We start from the raw sequence: 13,608 nt of genomic DNA, 5'->3' as shown, positions 1-13,608 counted from the left end.
AATTGCATCGTTGGGTGTGGTCGCGACTCAATTTTCGCGCCAAAGAGACGCGGAAGTGAATCAACCCGATACCAACGCGTGAAGATAGTTAGATATGATTTGAATTTTGCATCCGTCCAGGAGCGGTGTCATTCTGTATCACGATAGAGGCGGGGCTATAGCACCAGATCGAGGGCCAAATCGGATATGTCTCTGAGGCGCTTCCCATCTATCATTGTCTCTACCAGTTCGAGGGTTTCTCGTTCTTGTTCTCTAAGTACTTCCACCAACTCAGTCAGTGCAAAATGGTATACGCAATCAATGTCACCAGTACCGAGAGCAATAGCAGCAATTCTTGACGGCACCGGCTCAGCTGTAATTGCGGCAATGTGGGGTAGGCGTCCCTTTCTGTTACGGACCAGATTAAGTGCCTCGGAACGTGTATTCTGAACTCTGTCAGAGCGGATCGTCAATTTGCAACTGACTGACGCGTGCAAGGTTGCGTGTGCCCCGTTAGCTTGGCGGATCGATGTCTGCCGAGCAATGCTTGCGTCCACCAGTGGGTGTTCAGCATTGATACTTTCGTCTGTCTCTGGCTCACGTATGACGACGACATCTGGCTTAATTAAGTAATCAGTACCAAGGTGCGTCTTAAGTTCCTTGCTAGCGTCAGCAAGTATGCGCAGTTCGTCCAAGTGAACGTACTGCTCAAACAGCGAGATAGCCTTCCCACGTTCTACTGAGAACTTACCGGGGCGCAAGTGTGTGAGCTTAGCCATGCTCTCTTGGAGGAAGCTCTGGCATACGCTTTCGAACATGTGCCCGGCGGTTTGCCCAGCAGGTTTTTCCGCCTTCTGTTGAGTAGTGCCGATCTTGGAGACAAGAGCTTTTGAGATTTCCCTGCTAGCTTTGTTCGAAACATCGGCAATACTGGGGACAGAATTGGTAATGGAAATTGGCCCTGCAAGGCAGGCGGCATGAAAGTTTTTTCTTGCCCGCTTTAACCAAACATCCATCAGGCGACCGCATAGACTTTCTGGGCTGCCATGATGGCCGATTTTACATTCTGAGCAACAGCTTCGGCAACGGGAGGTGGAAATGCATTTCCAACTTGTCGGTAGGCATTTGTCTTTCGCCCTGCAAACTTCCAATCTGGTGGAAACCCCTGCACCCTTGCCGCCATCTGTACCGTCAGCCTAGGTAATCCCACGAAGTCACGTTCGGGAGCTTCTTCTGCAATCGTCTTACCATTAACTCCAAGAGCCTCCCAGGCTCGCTTGGCCCGCGTTGGGCCTAGGTCTGGTCCGCCATGCTTCTTTGAACCGCCAACAATGGTAGGTGCGATCTCATCTGCATTGTCACGCCATTTCTCAGCTCCTCGCCATCCATTAGAAGCCATCATCTCATAAAGGAGCTCTCCAACAGTTGGGGGCGTCGTTGCATCACCAACGGGCCATTCAAAGTTTCCCGCGTAGTCCTCGTGAATAGCAACAATTACGACCCGTGGACGAAGCTGAGAAACGCCAAAATCGCAAGCGTTATAAAGGTGCCATTCGACCCGCGAATATCCGAGCTTCTTTAGCTGGGACTTCAATGCATTGCGGTAGTCGTGAAAGACTGCATCAAGAAAACCGCGAACATTTTCTAACATGACTGCTTTCGGCCTAACCTCATCGATTACTCGAACCGCGTGTGGGAATAAGTCTCGCTCGTCATCGGCGCCAAGCTGTTTGCCGGCCTTCGAGAAGGGGGGGCAGGGAACGCCGCCAGCCACCAAATCAACGCCCTTGAATGGTCGAGCATCAAACTTAGTTAGATCACACTGTTCACCCTCCAAGACATTCCAAGAAGGTCGGTTAAGCTTAAGTGTTTCTCGTGCCCATTTATCGTTATCGATCAAGGCATGATGACCAAAACCCGCCTTTTCGAGTCCCAATGCTTGCCCACCTCCGCCGGCGCAAAGTTCTATCGAAGAGAGAGGGAACATAGGGAATTTCCTTGAGGTTTGTTGCACGAAACATACAATATGTAGTGCTCCAAAAAGTCAATTAGGGCTAAACACGGCGCTACCAATCTTTCACAAAGCCATCGCTTAAGTTGCCAACACTCGCCTAGATGAGTCGGCAACCATTGATCGTCGCGACATCAGGGCAATGTCCCGCGCGAAATTGCAGTAGCTCTCTCTCTTGGCATTTTGCCGCCATTCCGCTCACTTCGTGCGCTACTGAGTGACTAGAGGTCGCAATATGCAATCAAAGCGTCCTTGCGCTTCGCGCGTGAACTAGCTTCCTTAGTTCTCGACGACATGCTGGCCCTGTACTGCATGATGTGCTCATTCTGAAAATCTTGCTCCCGCAACCTTTGATAGAACGTATCCAGTTTCCCTTTTACCGCGTTCGCCGCTACCTGATTGTCTAGGCAATATTTAGAAAACGCAAATAAACCGTACAAATGGCTAACCCCACCTACGCGATGCTCTTTATAGTTTAAATCTAAATCCGACAGAAACTTGGTAACATCGGCAACTACGGATTGGATGGCCTTAATTTCGGGCGCTTCTTTTTCTGCATACTTAATATACATTTCATCCATTTTCGTCGGGTTGGCAGTCAGTTCCTTTCCTTCCGCAACTAAGAAATAAAGCTCACTGATGAACTCCAGGTCCTCCATGCGAGCTTTATCGACAACTTCTAGTCGATCTTTCCAGAACTGCCCCTGAGCGTCTTCCTCCACACTTTTCAGAAGGCTGGAAGCGTAGTAATTTGCGTTTCTTAGCTCTTGCCCGGTCAACGGCTCTCCGTTGCGATTTAGTCTGTCAAATATCGAGTCAATTACGTCAGCATCACCAGTATCGATGTACTCTATGGATATTGAATATCGCCAAAACCGTTTTTTGAGGTCAGAAAATTCGGATTTATCCAAATCTTTAAAGTATAGACCGGACAAACTACTTTCTTCATCCTCATCTGAAATGGGGATGACATTCTCTAGGAACTCAAGAATGGCCGTTAGCCTTTGTTTTCCATCTATGACGTCGTATTTTGTCTTTCCCGTTGCGTCGTCTATTTTTTGATGAAGGAAAATAGGGGGGATGGGGAAGTTTTTGGCGATACTATTTATTAGAAAGGACTTCTTCTCATCAGACCAGATGCTTTTTCTTTGATAATCGGGTTCAAAATTATATTTATTAAGCTGATATGCTTCAAAAAAATTCGCGACCGTAATGGTGTTACTTTCCCGTTGGAGAAAATTAGTCATTTTGTCCTCCTTCATATCTTTCTGCACTGACATAGTGTTCATATTTTTTAAACAGCGAAGTGAGAACCGCATCTAGGGCTTCAGGTGGGTTGGGGTTAATATAGGCTAGATCACACTGGTCGTTCAGGTTCAACAGAATCTCATCGATTTCCTTACGATCAACGTGCCAGTACGACAAGCCGCACAGAATTACTTTGTCGTCAACATCAATTTCCCTCGACTTTCTTTCAGCTTCCGCCTTCAGTTTCCCGGCCCATGTCAGCTTAAATCTGTCGCTGTCTCCTGCCGGCGGAATCAAGGGGGTAATCGGAGAGTGTCTTTTTAGGTTGTTCATTTTTAGAGAAAATTCACTATCGGCACCCTCAAGTATCTCTATCTCGTTGCTGTAATTAATATAGAAGCTTGAAACGTCTCTGCTTGACGAGTGAATGAATGAAATAGAGCCATGAGGTTTCGTGATAGAGAATTTTCCTCCACCACCGTTTTCAATTATTGTTGTTTTGTACTCGATACCCAAGGATTCCAAAGCTCGCTCCATCCACAGGTCGTAATTAAACGTTATGATGTCGACCTGTTCCACCTCTTGATCTTCATCGAGGCGTTTAAGTAGTTTTGCCCAGTGCCAGTCGGACAGGTCATCTTTTTTAAAGCTGATTTCTTGGTCAAATTGTATAAACAAAAATTTGAGGTAGGCGACCAGTTCTTTGTAAGCATTCAGATATACATCACCAACACTGTCTGTTGGTGAGGGTTTGTCTTTTTTATTTTTCATTTGTATGGCATTGGCGCACGTAATTATGTTTTCGACAATCTGCATATTCTTTTCCGCAGGACTATTCGATCTAATCCCCAACAGCCATAGGTTGGGTGTATGGCGGAAGGATATAAATGCGTTTGAATCGCTAGCGGGCCAGCGTAATTTGTCACCGTACGATAGAAGATTTGTCAAAGGGTAATCATCCAGCTTCTCGATATGGCTCAGTAGGTCTATTGAGAAACCGTTACCTAGAATTATTAAGTATTTCATTTAAATCCTTCTTCGCGAAAGGCTCTGCGACCGTCAGGATGTAAGGTGGTTGGTCCACCCAGTTATCTTTCCGCAAACATCCGAGGCCTAACGAGGTATGCGAGTCTCTTGAACCGCACAAGTCATGATTGTGCAACCCCGAAGGTGAATGGCCTAAGTTCATTTTGCTTCCAAATGACTGAGATGGCGCGCTTTCACTATGCCTAAGGGGCTCGGTTGGCTCATCATGAGTATCTATTCGTGTTTGGTTTAGCTGGTGGCAAGTCATTGCGCGATGAGATCCGGAAACTAACGCGGTCTATCGGCGCCTTGCCCTGGCGGAACAAAGACTCCGCAAATAGATTTAGTTTTTCAAGGGAAGTAACTCTTCGCTACAAAGGGTTTGTAGGAAGACTGGAGGCTGGTTGCAGTGAAACCTGTTGTGCTTCGCCTGCTATCTTTAAAGACTTCCGTAGTATCGCCGCGAGCTTCTTCATTAGGTTTGGATCATTGATATCGGGCGGCGCATCCAGATCGGCGGCAGTTGGATTGCTGCCCCTGTTGCCTCCAAACCGCTTGGCTTCTGATTTCAGATCGTCAGCGGCGGCCTCCAGCTCGGCCGCTTCTCCAATCAGCTCTTGGCTATCGCCGCCAAGACTTTCAGGAGCGCGTTCTGGCGTTGGATTATGGCTTGGTTGCTCTCTTGAATACGTTCCTGTCCTTGGATGATCTGCAATAGTAGGTCCCGAATGGCAGGACCTGGATTCTGCGGTGTTGTCGGATCTGAGGTCATTTAGAATTTCCTTTGTCTGAGAAATAAACTCGGCCACGGCTGCGGCTTTAATTTTTAACGTCCTGTTGGCGTTATGATCTTTTACGCCTTGTGGGGTCTCAATCATGATTCGGCTGCGCCCTCGGCCTTCTTTGATCGCGTCGAATAGCTCCAAGCCTTCGCGGTCGATCAGTTCGGCCAGTGCACGGGGCTGCTGATCGTGCAGCAGCTCAGCAATCTCTTTGATATTTTGGCGCAGCTTGGGAAGATCGAAGTCATTGCGTTTCGCCTGCTGGTGTTCGTCTTGGCTGTAAGCAGCGCGGGGTTTGTCTTCCGCCAGAGCTGCGGTCAGCTTGTCGGCCAGCTCGTCGCGGCCTTGCTCACGTAGGCGCATTTCTGAAAACTGGTTGTGAGCGCCAGACGTGATCTTGTGACCCAGCTCAAGCTCCATGCGTCGGCTAACAGCCTCGTCTTTGCACTTGGACCTGAAAAGCTTGTAGTTCTTCCCCGTCTGGCTGTCTGCGGCGGGACGGATCAAATGAAAGTGTTGTTGGGTCGTTCCATCGGCACGCTTGCTTTCGTGCATCACCAGCGTTTCAGGATCATCAGGATTGAAACCGAATTCCTCGCGGATCGCCGAGACGGTCGCGGCAAGCTCGTCGGGTGTCAGTTCTTCATCAGGGCTGATGATGATGTGTAAAAGGCCGTTTTTTCGGCCTTTGACTTCTGCAAATTCATCAGCAACCAGAAGTTCAGCGGACGAGTCTTGCAATGACTGGACTCGCTCGTTGTCACCTTGCCGGGTGGCATAGGCGCATATGCGGGGGCCATCCCCCGCAGATATGCTGCCGGTCTTGATGATCACTTGAGTTTGCCGAGCTGGCCTCTCAGCTCGTCCAATGGTTCAAGCCAGATGCGGCGAGCTTCAGCTATGGCCTTGTACATGGCATCGAACTGAGAGCCGTTTAGAGTGCCATTGGACCTAGCTTCGTTTATGGCATTCTGAGCCTGATTTATGTTGTTGCCTATCCCGGCCAACTTCGCGGCAATATCCTGTAACTTGGTGGCATCAGGCAGGCCGTGGGCGGTCTTTCCGAAAACCACTTTTCGGACGTAGTCAGCCTGTGTCAGCTCGTGCTTGTGGGCGGTAGTCTTGAGCTGGTTGGCCTCGTCCTCAGTCAGTCGCATTTTGAACTGGCGGGGTCTGCGGTCTACAGGGTCCAGCGGGGTCTCGGATGCCTTAGGGTCCATTAAAAAATCCTTTTTTCAAATGTGGCCCTTGGGGGTCAAGGGGGAGGTTTCCTCCCCTTTGCAAGTTTCCGTTCGCACCCCTCGGGGGGTGAATGGTCCCACTTGCTCAACCCATTCGAGCACTGATTTTGTAAATTGCAGTGAAACCAGAAAAAGCAAATTTCCCAGAGTGATAGCGGGGTAAGTGGGGTAGCTGGGCCAATGGCAAAATTTGAGGAAGAAGGGGTTTGGCCCTATTGGGGCTGTTGGGCCAAGAGGGGTTGCGCCGCCTCGATGACCTGAAAGCGATAGAGGCTATGGAGGGCGCGCATAGGGCGTACCAGCGTGTTCAACGTCTTCTGGGTGAGAAAGAGAAGGTAGAGGCGGCACACAAGGCTGCTGCAACTGATATGATGCGGCTGCTGCGTGTTTATGGCGAACTGCACACCACTGATGCGCCAGAAATAGACGAGGAAAAATATTATCGCTGGATCATATAGGTTTCGGAAAGATTAATGCGGGCTTGTTCCGTGCTTCCTGTCGCGCACCTGCAATGCAGGCGATAGGAGGCCGGATATGATAATGAAATCTACGATTGAGACCGAGGAATATTTTGAAATTAAGCGCGCGTTTGAGACGTATTTTCGTGAGCAAAATTCATTGCAAGAGCGGATCGCGGCTGAGCTGGTGACAGTCAGTAAACAGCAAAAAGCATTGCTGGCGATTTTTGGTCAGGCTTCTGAGAAGCTGGGGAAGGCAAAATGACGGGGCTGTTGCGCGGTTTGATGGGCATGGGGTTAGCTATGACAGTGACCCTGAATAATCATCTGAGAGAGGCGCTAGGGGCGATGGGGGGCCGGAAAGTACCGGCCCGCAATGCTGCCAATCGGGCTGCTGCCTTGGGCTTGTTGACGGCTTGGGCGATGATGGCACGGGCTAACCGTGATATCTCGTATTATAGCCGTCTGGGGATGTGATTAGGGTTTCATGGCGTCGTTGATAATCTGCTCAATGTCGATGCCGTCTGAGCCTAGCCCGGTGTCGTCGGGATTCCATCGGTCGCCCATTTCCTCAAGCAATTCAACGGTGCGCTTACCAGTGAGCGCTTGAGCTGCTTTCCACCATCTGTTGGAACAGCGGCCTAGATGAGCGATTGAATCTTCGATTTCAGCCAAGCTTTTTTGATAGGTCATTTTGCGGGCCTCCTTGTTTTACCCGCCAAGCAAATGCGCGGGCGAATGCAAGGAACCGTAAAAAAGGGGGCTGACTGCCCCCGGCCCTGTCGGGCCTCCCCGTGAACACTCCGCTCGGGAATGGGGGTGGGTTGATTTCTGGGAGAAACCAGGCATTTGCAGATTGCCGGGTGAGAAGGACACTTGACCCGGACTCGGGAATGCCCCCCAGTTTGTCATTTTCTGGGGGGTGTTTCCTGTTTTATTGTTAAATTAAACAGTGTAATCACTCGATCTTTGCTAGGCATTTGTAGTAGATGGCAAGCTGCATGTTTGCCTCTGCCCATAAATTGAGCTTGTAACGATATTCGCCCTCGAAACTGCTTAGATCGAGTCCGGCGGATCGGTGTGAATTTTCATCAAGCCACCACATTAGTTCGTCTGCTTGTTGTTCGTAGAAGTCGATTTTCTCCATTTCTTCGAACATTTTGGCAAAAACGGTCGCCGTCGTATTTGTGGTCATTGGTAGTTTCCTGTTTGTTTATTTAAAGTCTGGCGTTCAGGATGCTGACAGCGAGCTTGCCGTTTTTCTCGATAAGCTGCTCCAATTCGAGATGCTTTGCCTTTGTGGTTACGCTGTCGCCATTCTGGATAGCGTCATGCAATGCAGTCATGATCGGTTGGTAATCAGGATCATCCTCTGTCAGTTTCGAGGTTAGCTCTATGCGGGGGTCGTTCTTCACTTCTTTACTTCCTTGTTAAGTGGGTGGGTTTGGATCAGGTGGATAAGCAGCCGCTTTGCAGCTCCGTGCTTCCGGCCTTCGGTCTTTTCCAGATAGGTGTCGATAAGATCGTCAAATCGCTCAGCAATGCTTTCTTCGATCTGGAAATGATAATGGCGGCGGGCCTCTGTGCTTTCGCGTGGGCGGCCTTGAGGCTTCTTCTCGTCGCGGTCATTGGTCGCCATAGGCGTTGATGTCGCTGATTTTTTCGGTGTTTCTGGGGCTTTTGGCGGTGCGCCTTTTCCTAGCTTAGCCATGTCGGTTTCCTGTTTATTTGTTTAATTGTTTATTTGGTTGCCTCGGCGATGCGGTCTGTGATCGCGGCAATCATTTCCTTGGCCGTGTCGTTTACCGTTCGGAATCTCGTCTCGGTAAGTGCAATCCCGTCCTCAGCAACTTTGGTCCAGCTCGGCTTGTAGAGTAGATGGCCGGGCAGCGTGTAGTATCCGCTGGTGTCCAGATATTCGCGGCCTGCGCGGGCTTCTGAATCCGTGCTGACGTGATTGAGCACAAATGCAATGCGTTCTGGGTGCAGGCCGTTTGCTACCAGCTCGTGCGCAAGCGTGACTGCTGGTTCAAGGTCCAGAATGCTGGCAGATGTTGGGATGATCGTCAGGTGAGATTGCCCTGTTGCCTCGGCTGTCTGGGCAGATGCGTAGGGCTTCCCGTCGATCACAAGGGCATCGTACTTGTTGCCCAGCTTAATGGCCTCAGCGATGCTTTTGGGCGACGTGTGGTCGATACCTGGATTCAGTTCGGCCAGCTCTCGGCGTTCTGCCCATAAGGTTGCGCTGCCTTGCTGTCGGTCGAGATCGGCAAGCAGTGTTTTTAAGCCATCACGGGCCAGTTCAACGGACAGTGATACCGCAAGGGACGTCTTACCGACGCCCCCTTTTTGAGAGACGAACGACATAACATAAGGCATCACATACCCTTCATTTTGAAAGTATGATCGTAGTGCTCGGACCCGTCAGCCAACGGCTCTAGAAGGCTGCATTTCTTGGCATACAGAAAGCGTAAATGGCGCTCACAGTAATACAGTTCAGTCCATCCAGAGGCTTCCTCGGCGGCATCGGATGCCTTGGCAATCTCGTCGTCGATATTGTCGAGGTCGAGTAAATCGTATTGATAGTCAGACATATTGGTTCCTGGTTCTGTGGGAATGATGCGTGCTGCACGCGATGGTTTTCTAGTTTCTGCTAAGGCTGCGGGAGATTGTGAATCTGCCCTTGCGTGCGTGATTGCCTTCGATTGTGCCTTGGGGGGCATCGTAGGTTCCGCGTGCAAGGCGACCGCCGAATTCCCGCCCTCTCTCGGGCTTTCGAACGTTGTCCACAAGCTGGCCCCGAAAAACTCTCTGGGAAGGCTCGGATTTTCCGCAGTACGCGGCTATCCAATAACCGGGGAAAGGGGCGTTCCCCTTGCCGTCATCGACGGCAACATGCCAAGATTCAAGCTCACCAACGGCGATCTCTCCTCTTGTTTTCTTGTGGCAGGAGCGACCACCTTTTTTTGTTATCTCTCCAGTTGTCCGTTCAAGAAAAGCAAGAAATCCACCTAGATATTGTTTGGGAAGGTGAAGGCCAATGTGAAGGTGCTCGCCTTCCGCATCGGTACTTTCTCGGGTCCAGAAGTAAGCAGGGGGAATTCGACGAACTGGTCGTTTTAACCAGCGTCTTAGTTGACCGATGAATAGTTTGACTCCTTCGTAACCACCCGGAAAAATAAGCGGGCAGTTTCCGTATTTGAGAGTTGAAGCACGAATGGTTGCTAGCGTGTTTATTTCGTGGCCTTTTTTAAAGCCGATCCAAGCTGCATCCATCAGCTTGTCTTGAGTGCCAACTTCAAGAGAGTTGGAAACCTTAGGCCGAACAATTGAGCTAGAATTCAAATTCTTCGAGCTACAAGTTTTCCCTTTATTGGGAACGGATTCCAAACAGCGGTTGTACGTCCAATGAAGCGCGTGATCTTCTATATATAGGGGGGGTGTTCGGAAATCGGCATTTTCGTCGGATGTGCCATTTCCAACGCTTCCACGCTGGTAGCTTTGTTCAGTTGAACTGGGATTGGACTGTACTGTCTCAGGTTGTTGGGTAGTATCCATTTTCATTTCGCAGCAAGAAGCCAGCCGCCCAAATCGGGCGAGCATAGCTGTAGATTTCGGATAAGGTGAAAACGCTCAGTGGGACGCCTCATAGAGACCGCCCCCGCTATTGCAGGCGGCTACCGTGGGTAGGTTGAGCGGATCGAGCTTAGAACTGCACTATGGGGTGCAGTTTACCATCGCCTCGTCAATCTGGCTTTCAAGCCAGTAGAGGCGCCCGCCGAGTTTAGTTGGTTTTGGCAGCCGCCCGAATTCAATATCCAGGTAAATAGCTGAACGCGAACGACCGCCTAATTTAGAGCGCAGCTCGGAGAAGTTAATGTATCGCATAAGGACCATCCGATGTTGTTTCGATTGGTCCCAAGTTAATTCATGATGAGTTTCTTTTTCAGTCTAGGAACTTCGCGAAGTCTTTACCCGAAAACTAGTTACGCAGAAGTCCGAGTAACTTTAAGTGTGATCTTACCTGTTGCCTGTGCTTTCTATGTGCCTGCTTGGCAGTCTCAACGCTGACTTCAAACTCATCGGCAGTCTTTCCTAAACATGCATCCAACGAAAGCCGATCCTCTTTGGGAAGTACCTTGAAAAGCAGGTAGTGAGCTTCAGTGTGAAGCGCCAAGGAATAGTGCTTGTCTCGCGTTTTATGTTTGTTTTTGACTTTAGCTTTGCCCTGTCCACCGCCTTCAATGAAAAACGCTTCACTCATTGAAGTACCTTGCGGCGCGTCTTGGTAATGTTGCCAGTGTACAATCAAAGCCTGTAATACGAGGTGCGGAACAGCGATCACATGTCCCTCCCACCTGCTTGGCCATGCCTCGGCTAACTCGGCGTCCGTGTACCCTTCGTGCCTACCTTTGATCAGTTCATTGAGTGCTTCAAAGGCGGTGTATGCTACTGGCCACTCGCCGCTATACATAGAGATTTCGTTTCGTTCCAACCGATTACGCAGGTTTTCAATGTAATGGTTACGCTCCTCATCAAAATTAATAAGTGCTTCAACATTGACTTCTGGGAGTTGTTTTTTTGACATCGCGACTGTCCTTTAGGGGGTTATCTACACAGTGCCGGAGACATAGTTGCCCCAGCGCTCCATAAGAATTTTACGCTGGTCAAGGAAGTCGGTTCTTTTGTATGCACGCTCGACCGATGTACCCGATACATGCGCTAAAACGGTTTCTGCGACCTCGTTCGGCGCGTCAGTTTCTTCAGCCAACCAAGTTCTCAAACTGGACCTGAAACCGTGCGGTCGTTCTGCGATACCCCGCCGCTCCATTAGCCGGGCCATGGTTGCGTCGGAGATAACTCCATTTTTTGTATTTGGAAAAAGGTAGCCGTTGCGTTCAAACAAAAGAGCTTCGTGAATTGTGTTCAGTGCTTCTTCTGAAAGAGGAACACGGAAGTCATCCGTTTTCCCCTTACGTCCCTTCATTGCCTCTCCGGGTATCGTCCAGATTTCATCGGAGATTTGGTCTAGACGAATGTGCCGCAGGGGGCCGGATCTAACACCTGTCAGAATAAGCAAACGAAGCGCGAGGTGCGTAATCGTGGGTTCCGCAAGAGATTTGTAGAAATCAGGAACGTCAGCCCAGCGCATAGCTGCAATGTTTTTTGGTATATGCCGAGATTGTCCAAGAAGAGCTTTTGCCTTTTCAGTAGCCTGAAGATCAACGTTCAAGTCGAGCGCCGCTGCATACCTTAGAACAATACCAACTCGGTTTATTGCCTTTCGGGCCGTCTCAGCCTTTGAGTGCCAGATAGGCTTTAGCGTGTCTCTGAGGTCAATTTGATCGATGTCTTCAATAGGGACTTTACCCAGTTTTGGTAGCACATGGTTTTCGAGTGGCGAGAACCAACGACCCGCTTTGCCATCGTTTTTTAGTTCAGCCTTCTTGGCCTCAAAGGCTTCATACGCAATATTTATAAATGTGGTATCTGCACGGTTTGCTTCTCGTGCCTGACGCTCTCTTTCCTTGATTGGATCGACACCGGTTCTGGCAAGAGTACGCCAATGATCTGCGAGCTCTCGCGCCATCTTCAGTGAAACGTCCCGTGTTCCTCCAAGACCCATTTCTCTTCGCCTGCCATGGATTGCAACACGGAGTATCCATTGGGCACCGCCATCATCTCTCTTGTGTAGCCACAGTCCACCTCCGTCGCAATGTTTGCCGACTGGAGCTGACTTGACAAATACCGCGGAAAGCCGATGTTTGCCCGCCATTCCTATCCCCCTTTTTATCCACCCTTTTGTATTGGATAGGGATGAACAAGGCAAGACAGTTATGTATACTTAAGTGTATGAAATTAAGCATAAAGTGGCTCTTATTTGTTAAGTTCGATCAGCTATGGACACTAATTCGTTGTCGTGTGGGGGCACCACTAAATCTCTATAGCTTGCCGGAACGACCGTGTGAACAGATTGAATCTGTCCCATTCGGACTGGGGTGCCGTCAGCGCGAATGCCCTAGTTTCTTGTTGGCGGTTGATACTGTGAAACAAAATTCCACTTCGAATGGCGCGACACGCTTAGCCACAGAAGTTAGCATCGATCCGTCGACCCGCGGTACTTAGGTTTTCCGGGTTCACCAAACCTCCCAAGATAACGATGGACGCGCGGCATCAAAGTAAATGTATTTAGCTTTGAGTTCCTGCAGGAGCAGTTCGCCAAAAAAATGGCGACCTTATCGGCGCTTGATGTTCAGGTTAAGCCGATAGTGATGCCAAAGACGTAAAGGCTGGAGGGCTCGGTAATCTTTTGCATGAACTCAACCCAGTCCTCACTATACATCCGTTCGAATTGAACGGGATAGGCCCAAACCAGATTGTGGAACGTGAAAGTAGTTAACAAGACGCCAACTGTACTGGCGCTTGCGAACTCCTTTTGCTTGTCCCTGAGAAACATCGAAATGACCATACCCGCCATACTGGCCATCGCGATACCGATAAAATCCTGTGTGTTTACTTTGCCAGCTTCCGGCACACCTACCATTTGAAACTGAATAAAACGGGTCAGGAAAACCACCATGGAGCCAAGCACAAAAGCCCCAATGAACGCGCCTGGATAGGCGAGGCGTTTCCATATGTTATCAGTATTGGGTTTGGGATTCCTACTTGCCGTTTCTTTTGTGCGTTTATTTATCTGCGCGATACGATCATCAAAGGATTTTTGCTCGGTGCTCACGATGTAACTCAATTGCTTTTCTGCTTTGCAGCGTAGCCTAACTCCAAGTGGAGGTTAAGCAAGAGTCATGCAACCCAAGAGAAAGTGATTGATGCATCGCGGTGATGGAACGGCATGGGTAATGAAG

General features: G+C 49.7%; 20 protein-coding genes. 3 read left to right on the top strand and 17 right to left on the bottom strand.

The annotated features are described in order from the left end of the window. Positions 1–155: 155 nt before the first annotated feature. From AC2FJE_RS19280 to AC2FJE_RS19255, 6 genes are all read right to left on the bottom strand, one after another. A complete protein-coding gene (locus AC2FJE_RS19280) occupies positions 156–995 on the bottom strand; it encodes an NgoMIV family type II restriction endonuclease (protein WP_496761349.1) in 840 nt (279 codons plus the stop codon). Next, entirely contained in the window at positions 995–1,966 is a 972-nt protein-coding gene (locus AC2FJE_RS19275; protein ID WP_496761347.1) for a DNA cytosine methyltransferase, read from the bottom strand. The genes AC2FJE_RS19280 and AC2FJE_RS19275 overlap by 1 nt, the downstream gene beginning before the upstream one ends. Positions 1,967–2,211: 245 nt before the next feature. Continuing rightward, positions 2,212–3,237: a GmrSD restriction endonuclease domain-containing protein gene (locus AC2FJE_RS19270; RefSeq protein ID WP_496761345.1), complete on the bottom strand. Its 1,026-nt coding sequence runs from the start codon at positions 3,235–3,237 to the stop codon at positions 2,212–2,214. Then, positions 3,230–4,054, bottom strand: coding sequence for an SIR2 family protein (locus AC2FJE_RS19265; protein WP_496761343.1), 825 nt, complete (start codon positions 4,052–4,054; stop codon positions 3,230–3,232). Before AC2FJE_RS19265 ends, AC2FJE_RS19270 begins: the two co-directional genes overlap by 8 nt. A 581-nt stretch (positions 4,055–4,635) precedes the next feature. Beyond that, positions 4,636–5,880, bottom strand: a complete 1,245-nt coding sequence (locus AC2FJE_RS19260) for a hypothetical protein (protein WP_496761342.1) — start codon at positions 5,878–5,880, stop codon at positions 4,636–4,638. Continuing rightward, on the bottom strand, positions 5,877–6,266 hold the full coding sequence (locus tag AC2FJE_RS19255) for a plasmid mobilization protein (RefSeq protein WP_496761341.1): 390 nt from the start codon (positions 6,264–6,266) through the stop codon (positions 5,877–5,879). The genes AC2FJE_RS19260 and AC2FJE_RS19255 overlap by 4 nt, the downstream gene beginning before the upstream one ends. 227 nt (positions 6,267–6,493) lie before the next feature. Between AC2FJE_RS19255 and AC2FJE_RS19250 the strand changes: the two genes are divergently transcribed. From AC2FJE_RS19250 to AC2FJE_RS19240, 3 genes are all read left to right on the top strand, one after another. Further along, on the top strand, positions 6,494–6,745 hold the full coding sequence (locus AC2FJE_RS19250) for a hypothetical protein (RefSeq protein WP_496761339.1): 252 nt from the start codon (positions 6,494–6,496) through the stop codon (positions 6,743–6,745). Positions 6,746–6,827: 82 nt separating this feature from the next. Continuing rightward, a complete protein-coding gene (locus tag AC2FJE_RS19245; RefSeq protein ID WP_496761338.1) occupies positions 6,828–7,010 on the top strand; it encodes a hypothetical protein in 183 nt (60 codons plus the stop codon). Next, complete coding sequence (locus AC2FJE_RS19240; RefSeq protein ID WP_496761337.1) at positions 7,007–7,222, top strand: hypothetical protein; 216 nt, start codon at positions 7,007–7,009, stop codon at positions 7,220–7,222. Before AC2FJE_RS19245 ends, AC2FJE_RS19240 begins: the two co-directional genes overlap by 4 nt. On the opposite strand, the gene AC2FJE_RS19235 is transcribed toward AC2FJE_RS19240, so the two are convergent. The 11 genes from AC2FJE_RS19235 to AC2FJE_RS19185 form a co-directional block, all read right to left on the bottom strand. Continuing rightward, complete coding sequence (locus AC2FJE_RS19235) at positions 7,223–7,438, bottom strand: hypothetical protein (protein WP_496761336.1); 216 nt, start codon at positions 7,436–7,438, stop codon at positions 7,223–7,225. A 265-nt stretch (positions 7,439–7,703) separates the two neighbouring features. After that, positions 7,704–7,940 carry a hypothetical protein gene (locus tag AC2FJE_RS19230; protein ID WP_496761334.1) on the bottom strand — a complete coding sequence of 79 codons (237 nt, stop codon included), beginning with the start codon at positions 7,938–7,940 and terminating at the stop codon, positions 7,704–7,706. 22 nt (positions 7,941–7,962) lie between these two features. Further along, the gene (locus AC2FJE_RS19225) at positions 7,963–8,160 is read right to left on the bottom strand and encodes a hypothetical protein (RefSeq protein ID WP_496761333.1); all 198 of its coding nucleotides are present in this window, start codon (positions 8,158–8,160) and stop codon (positions 7,963–7,965) included. Then, positions 8,157–8,456, bottom strand: coding sequence for a hypothetical protein (locus AC2FJE_RS19220; RefSeq protein WP_496761332.1), 300 nt, complete (start codon positions 8,454–8,456; stop codon positions 8,157–8,159). The genes AC2FJE_RS19225 and AC2FJE_RS19220 overlap by 4 nt, the downstream gene beginning before the upstream one ends. 29 nt (positions 8,457–8,485) lie before the next feature. Then, positions 8,486–9,124 (bottom strand): AAA family ATPase, encoded by a 639-nt coding sequence (locus AC2FJE_RS19215; RefSeq protein ID WP_496761330.1) that lies wholly within the window; start codon positions 9,122–9,124, stop codon positions 8,486–8,488. After that, positions 9,124–9,339 (bottom strand): hypothetical protein, encoded by a 216-nt coding sequence (locus AC2FJE_RS19210; RefSeq protein WP_496761329.1) that lies wholly within the window; start codon positions 9,337–9,339, stop codon positions 9,124–9,126. Before AC2FJE_RS19210 ends, AC2FJE_RS19215 begins: the two co-directional genes overlap by 1 nt. Positions 9,340–9,388: 49 nt before the next feature. Continuing rightward, positions 9,389–10,303: a hypothetical protein gene (locus tag AC2FJE_RS19205; protein WP_496761327.1), complete on the bottom strand. Its 915-nt coding sequence runs from the start codon at positions 10,301–10,303 to the stop codon at positions 9,389–9,391. Between the two features lie 159 nt (positions 10,304–10,462). Continuing rightward, on the bottom strand, positions 10,463–10,633 hold the full coding sequence (locus AC2FJE_RS19200; protein ID WP_496761326.1) for an AlpA family phage regulatory protein: 171 nt from the start codon (positions 10,631–10,633) through the stop codon (positions 10,463–10,465). Between the two features lie 94 nt (positions 10,634–10,727). Beyond that, positions 10,728–11,333, bottom strand: a complete 606-nt coding sequence (locus tag AC2FJE_RS19195; protein WP_496761325.1) for a hypothetical protein — start codon at positions 11,331–11,333, stop codon at positions 10,728–10,730. 24 nt (positions 11,334–11,357) lie between these two features. Beyond that, entirely contained in the window at positions 11,358–12,521 is a 1,164-nt protein-coding gene (locus tag AC2FJE_RS19190) for a tyrosine-type recombinase/integrase (protein WP_496761323.1), read from the bottom strand. A gap of 477 nt (positions 12,522–12,998) precedes the next feature. Further along, a complete protein-coding gene (locus AC2FJE_RS19185; protein ID WP_282119964.1) occupies positions 12,999–13,481 on the bottom strand; it encodes a hypothetical protein in 483 nt (160 codons plus the stop codon). Positions 13,482–13,608 lie beyond the last annotated feature (127 nt).

The organism is Ruegeria sp. CDSC002, from assembly GCF_059610905.1.
The sequence above is the reverse complement of the archived record's forward strand: the minus strand, read 5'-3'. Positions and strand labels throughout refer to the sequence as shown.

Coding starts and splice junctions, on each gene's coding strand:
- AC2FJE_RS19220 (WP_496761332.1), bottom strand. CDS start 8,456: ATGGCTAAGCTAGGAAAAGGCGCACCGCCAAAAGCCCCAGAAACACCG.
- AC2FJE_RS19190 (WP_496761323.1), bottom strand. CDS start 12,521: ATGGCGGGCAAACATCGGCTTTCCGCGGTATTTGTCAAGTCAGCTCCA.
- AC2FJE_RS19205 (WP_496761327.1), bottom strand. CDS start 10,303: ATGGATACTACCCAACAACCTGAGACAGTACAGTCCAATCCCAGTTCA.
- AC2FJE_RS19230 (WP_496761334.1), bottom strand. CDS start 7,940: ATGACCACAAATACGACGGCGACCGTTTTTGCCAAAATGTTCGAAGAA.
- AC2FJE_RS19265 (WP_496761343.1), bottom strand. CDS start 4,054: ATGCAGATTGTCGAAAACATAATTACGTGCGCCAATGCCATACAAATG.
- AC2FJE_RS19200 (WP_496761326.1), bottom strand. CDS start 10,633: ATGCGATACATTAACTTCTCCGAGCTGCGCTCTAAATTAGGCGGTCGT.
- AC2FJE_RS19245 (WP_496761338.1), top strand. CDS start 6,828: ATGAAATCTACGATTGAGACCGAGGAATATTTTGAAATTAAGCGCGCG.
- AC2FJE_RS19235 (WP_496761336.1), bottom strand. CDS start 7,438: ATGACCTATCAAAAAAGCTTGGCTGAAATCGAAGATTCAATCGCTCAT.
- AC2FJE_RS19280 (WP_496761349.1), bottom strand. CDS start 995: ATGGATGTTTGGTTAAAGCGGGCAAGAAAAAACTTTCATGCCGCCTGC.
- AC2FJE_RS19255 (WP_496761341.1), bottom strand. CDS start 6,266: ATGGACCCTAAGGCATCCGAGACCCCGCTGGACCCTGTAGACCGCAGA.
- AC2FJE_RS19270 (WP_496761345.1), bottom strand. CDS start 3,237: ATGACTAATTTTCTCCAACGGGAAAGTAACACCATTACGGTCGCGAAT.
- AC2FJE_RS19195 (WP_496761325.1), bottom strand. CDS start 11,333: ATGTCAAAAAAACAACTCCCAGAAGTCAATGTTGAAGCACTTATTAAT.
- AC2FJE_RS19210 (WP_496761329.1), bottom strand. CDS start 9,339: ATGTCTGACTATCAATACGATTTACTCGACCTCGACAATATCGACGAC.
- AC2FJE_RS19215 (WP_496761330.1), bottom strand. CDS start 9,124: ATGCCTTATGTTATGTCGTTCGTCTCTCAAAAAGGGGGCGTCGGTAAG.
- AC2FJE_RS19240 (WP_496761337.1), top strand. CDS start 7,007: ATGACGGGGCTGTTGCGCGGTTTGATGGGCATGGGGTTAGCTATGACA.
- AC2FJE_RS19275 (WP_496761347.1), bottom strand. CDS start 1,966: ATGTTCCCTCTCTCTTCGATAGAACTTTGCGCCGGCGGAGGTGGGCAA.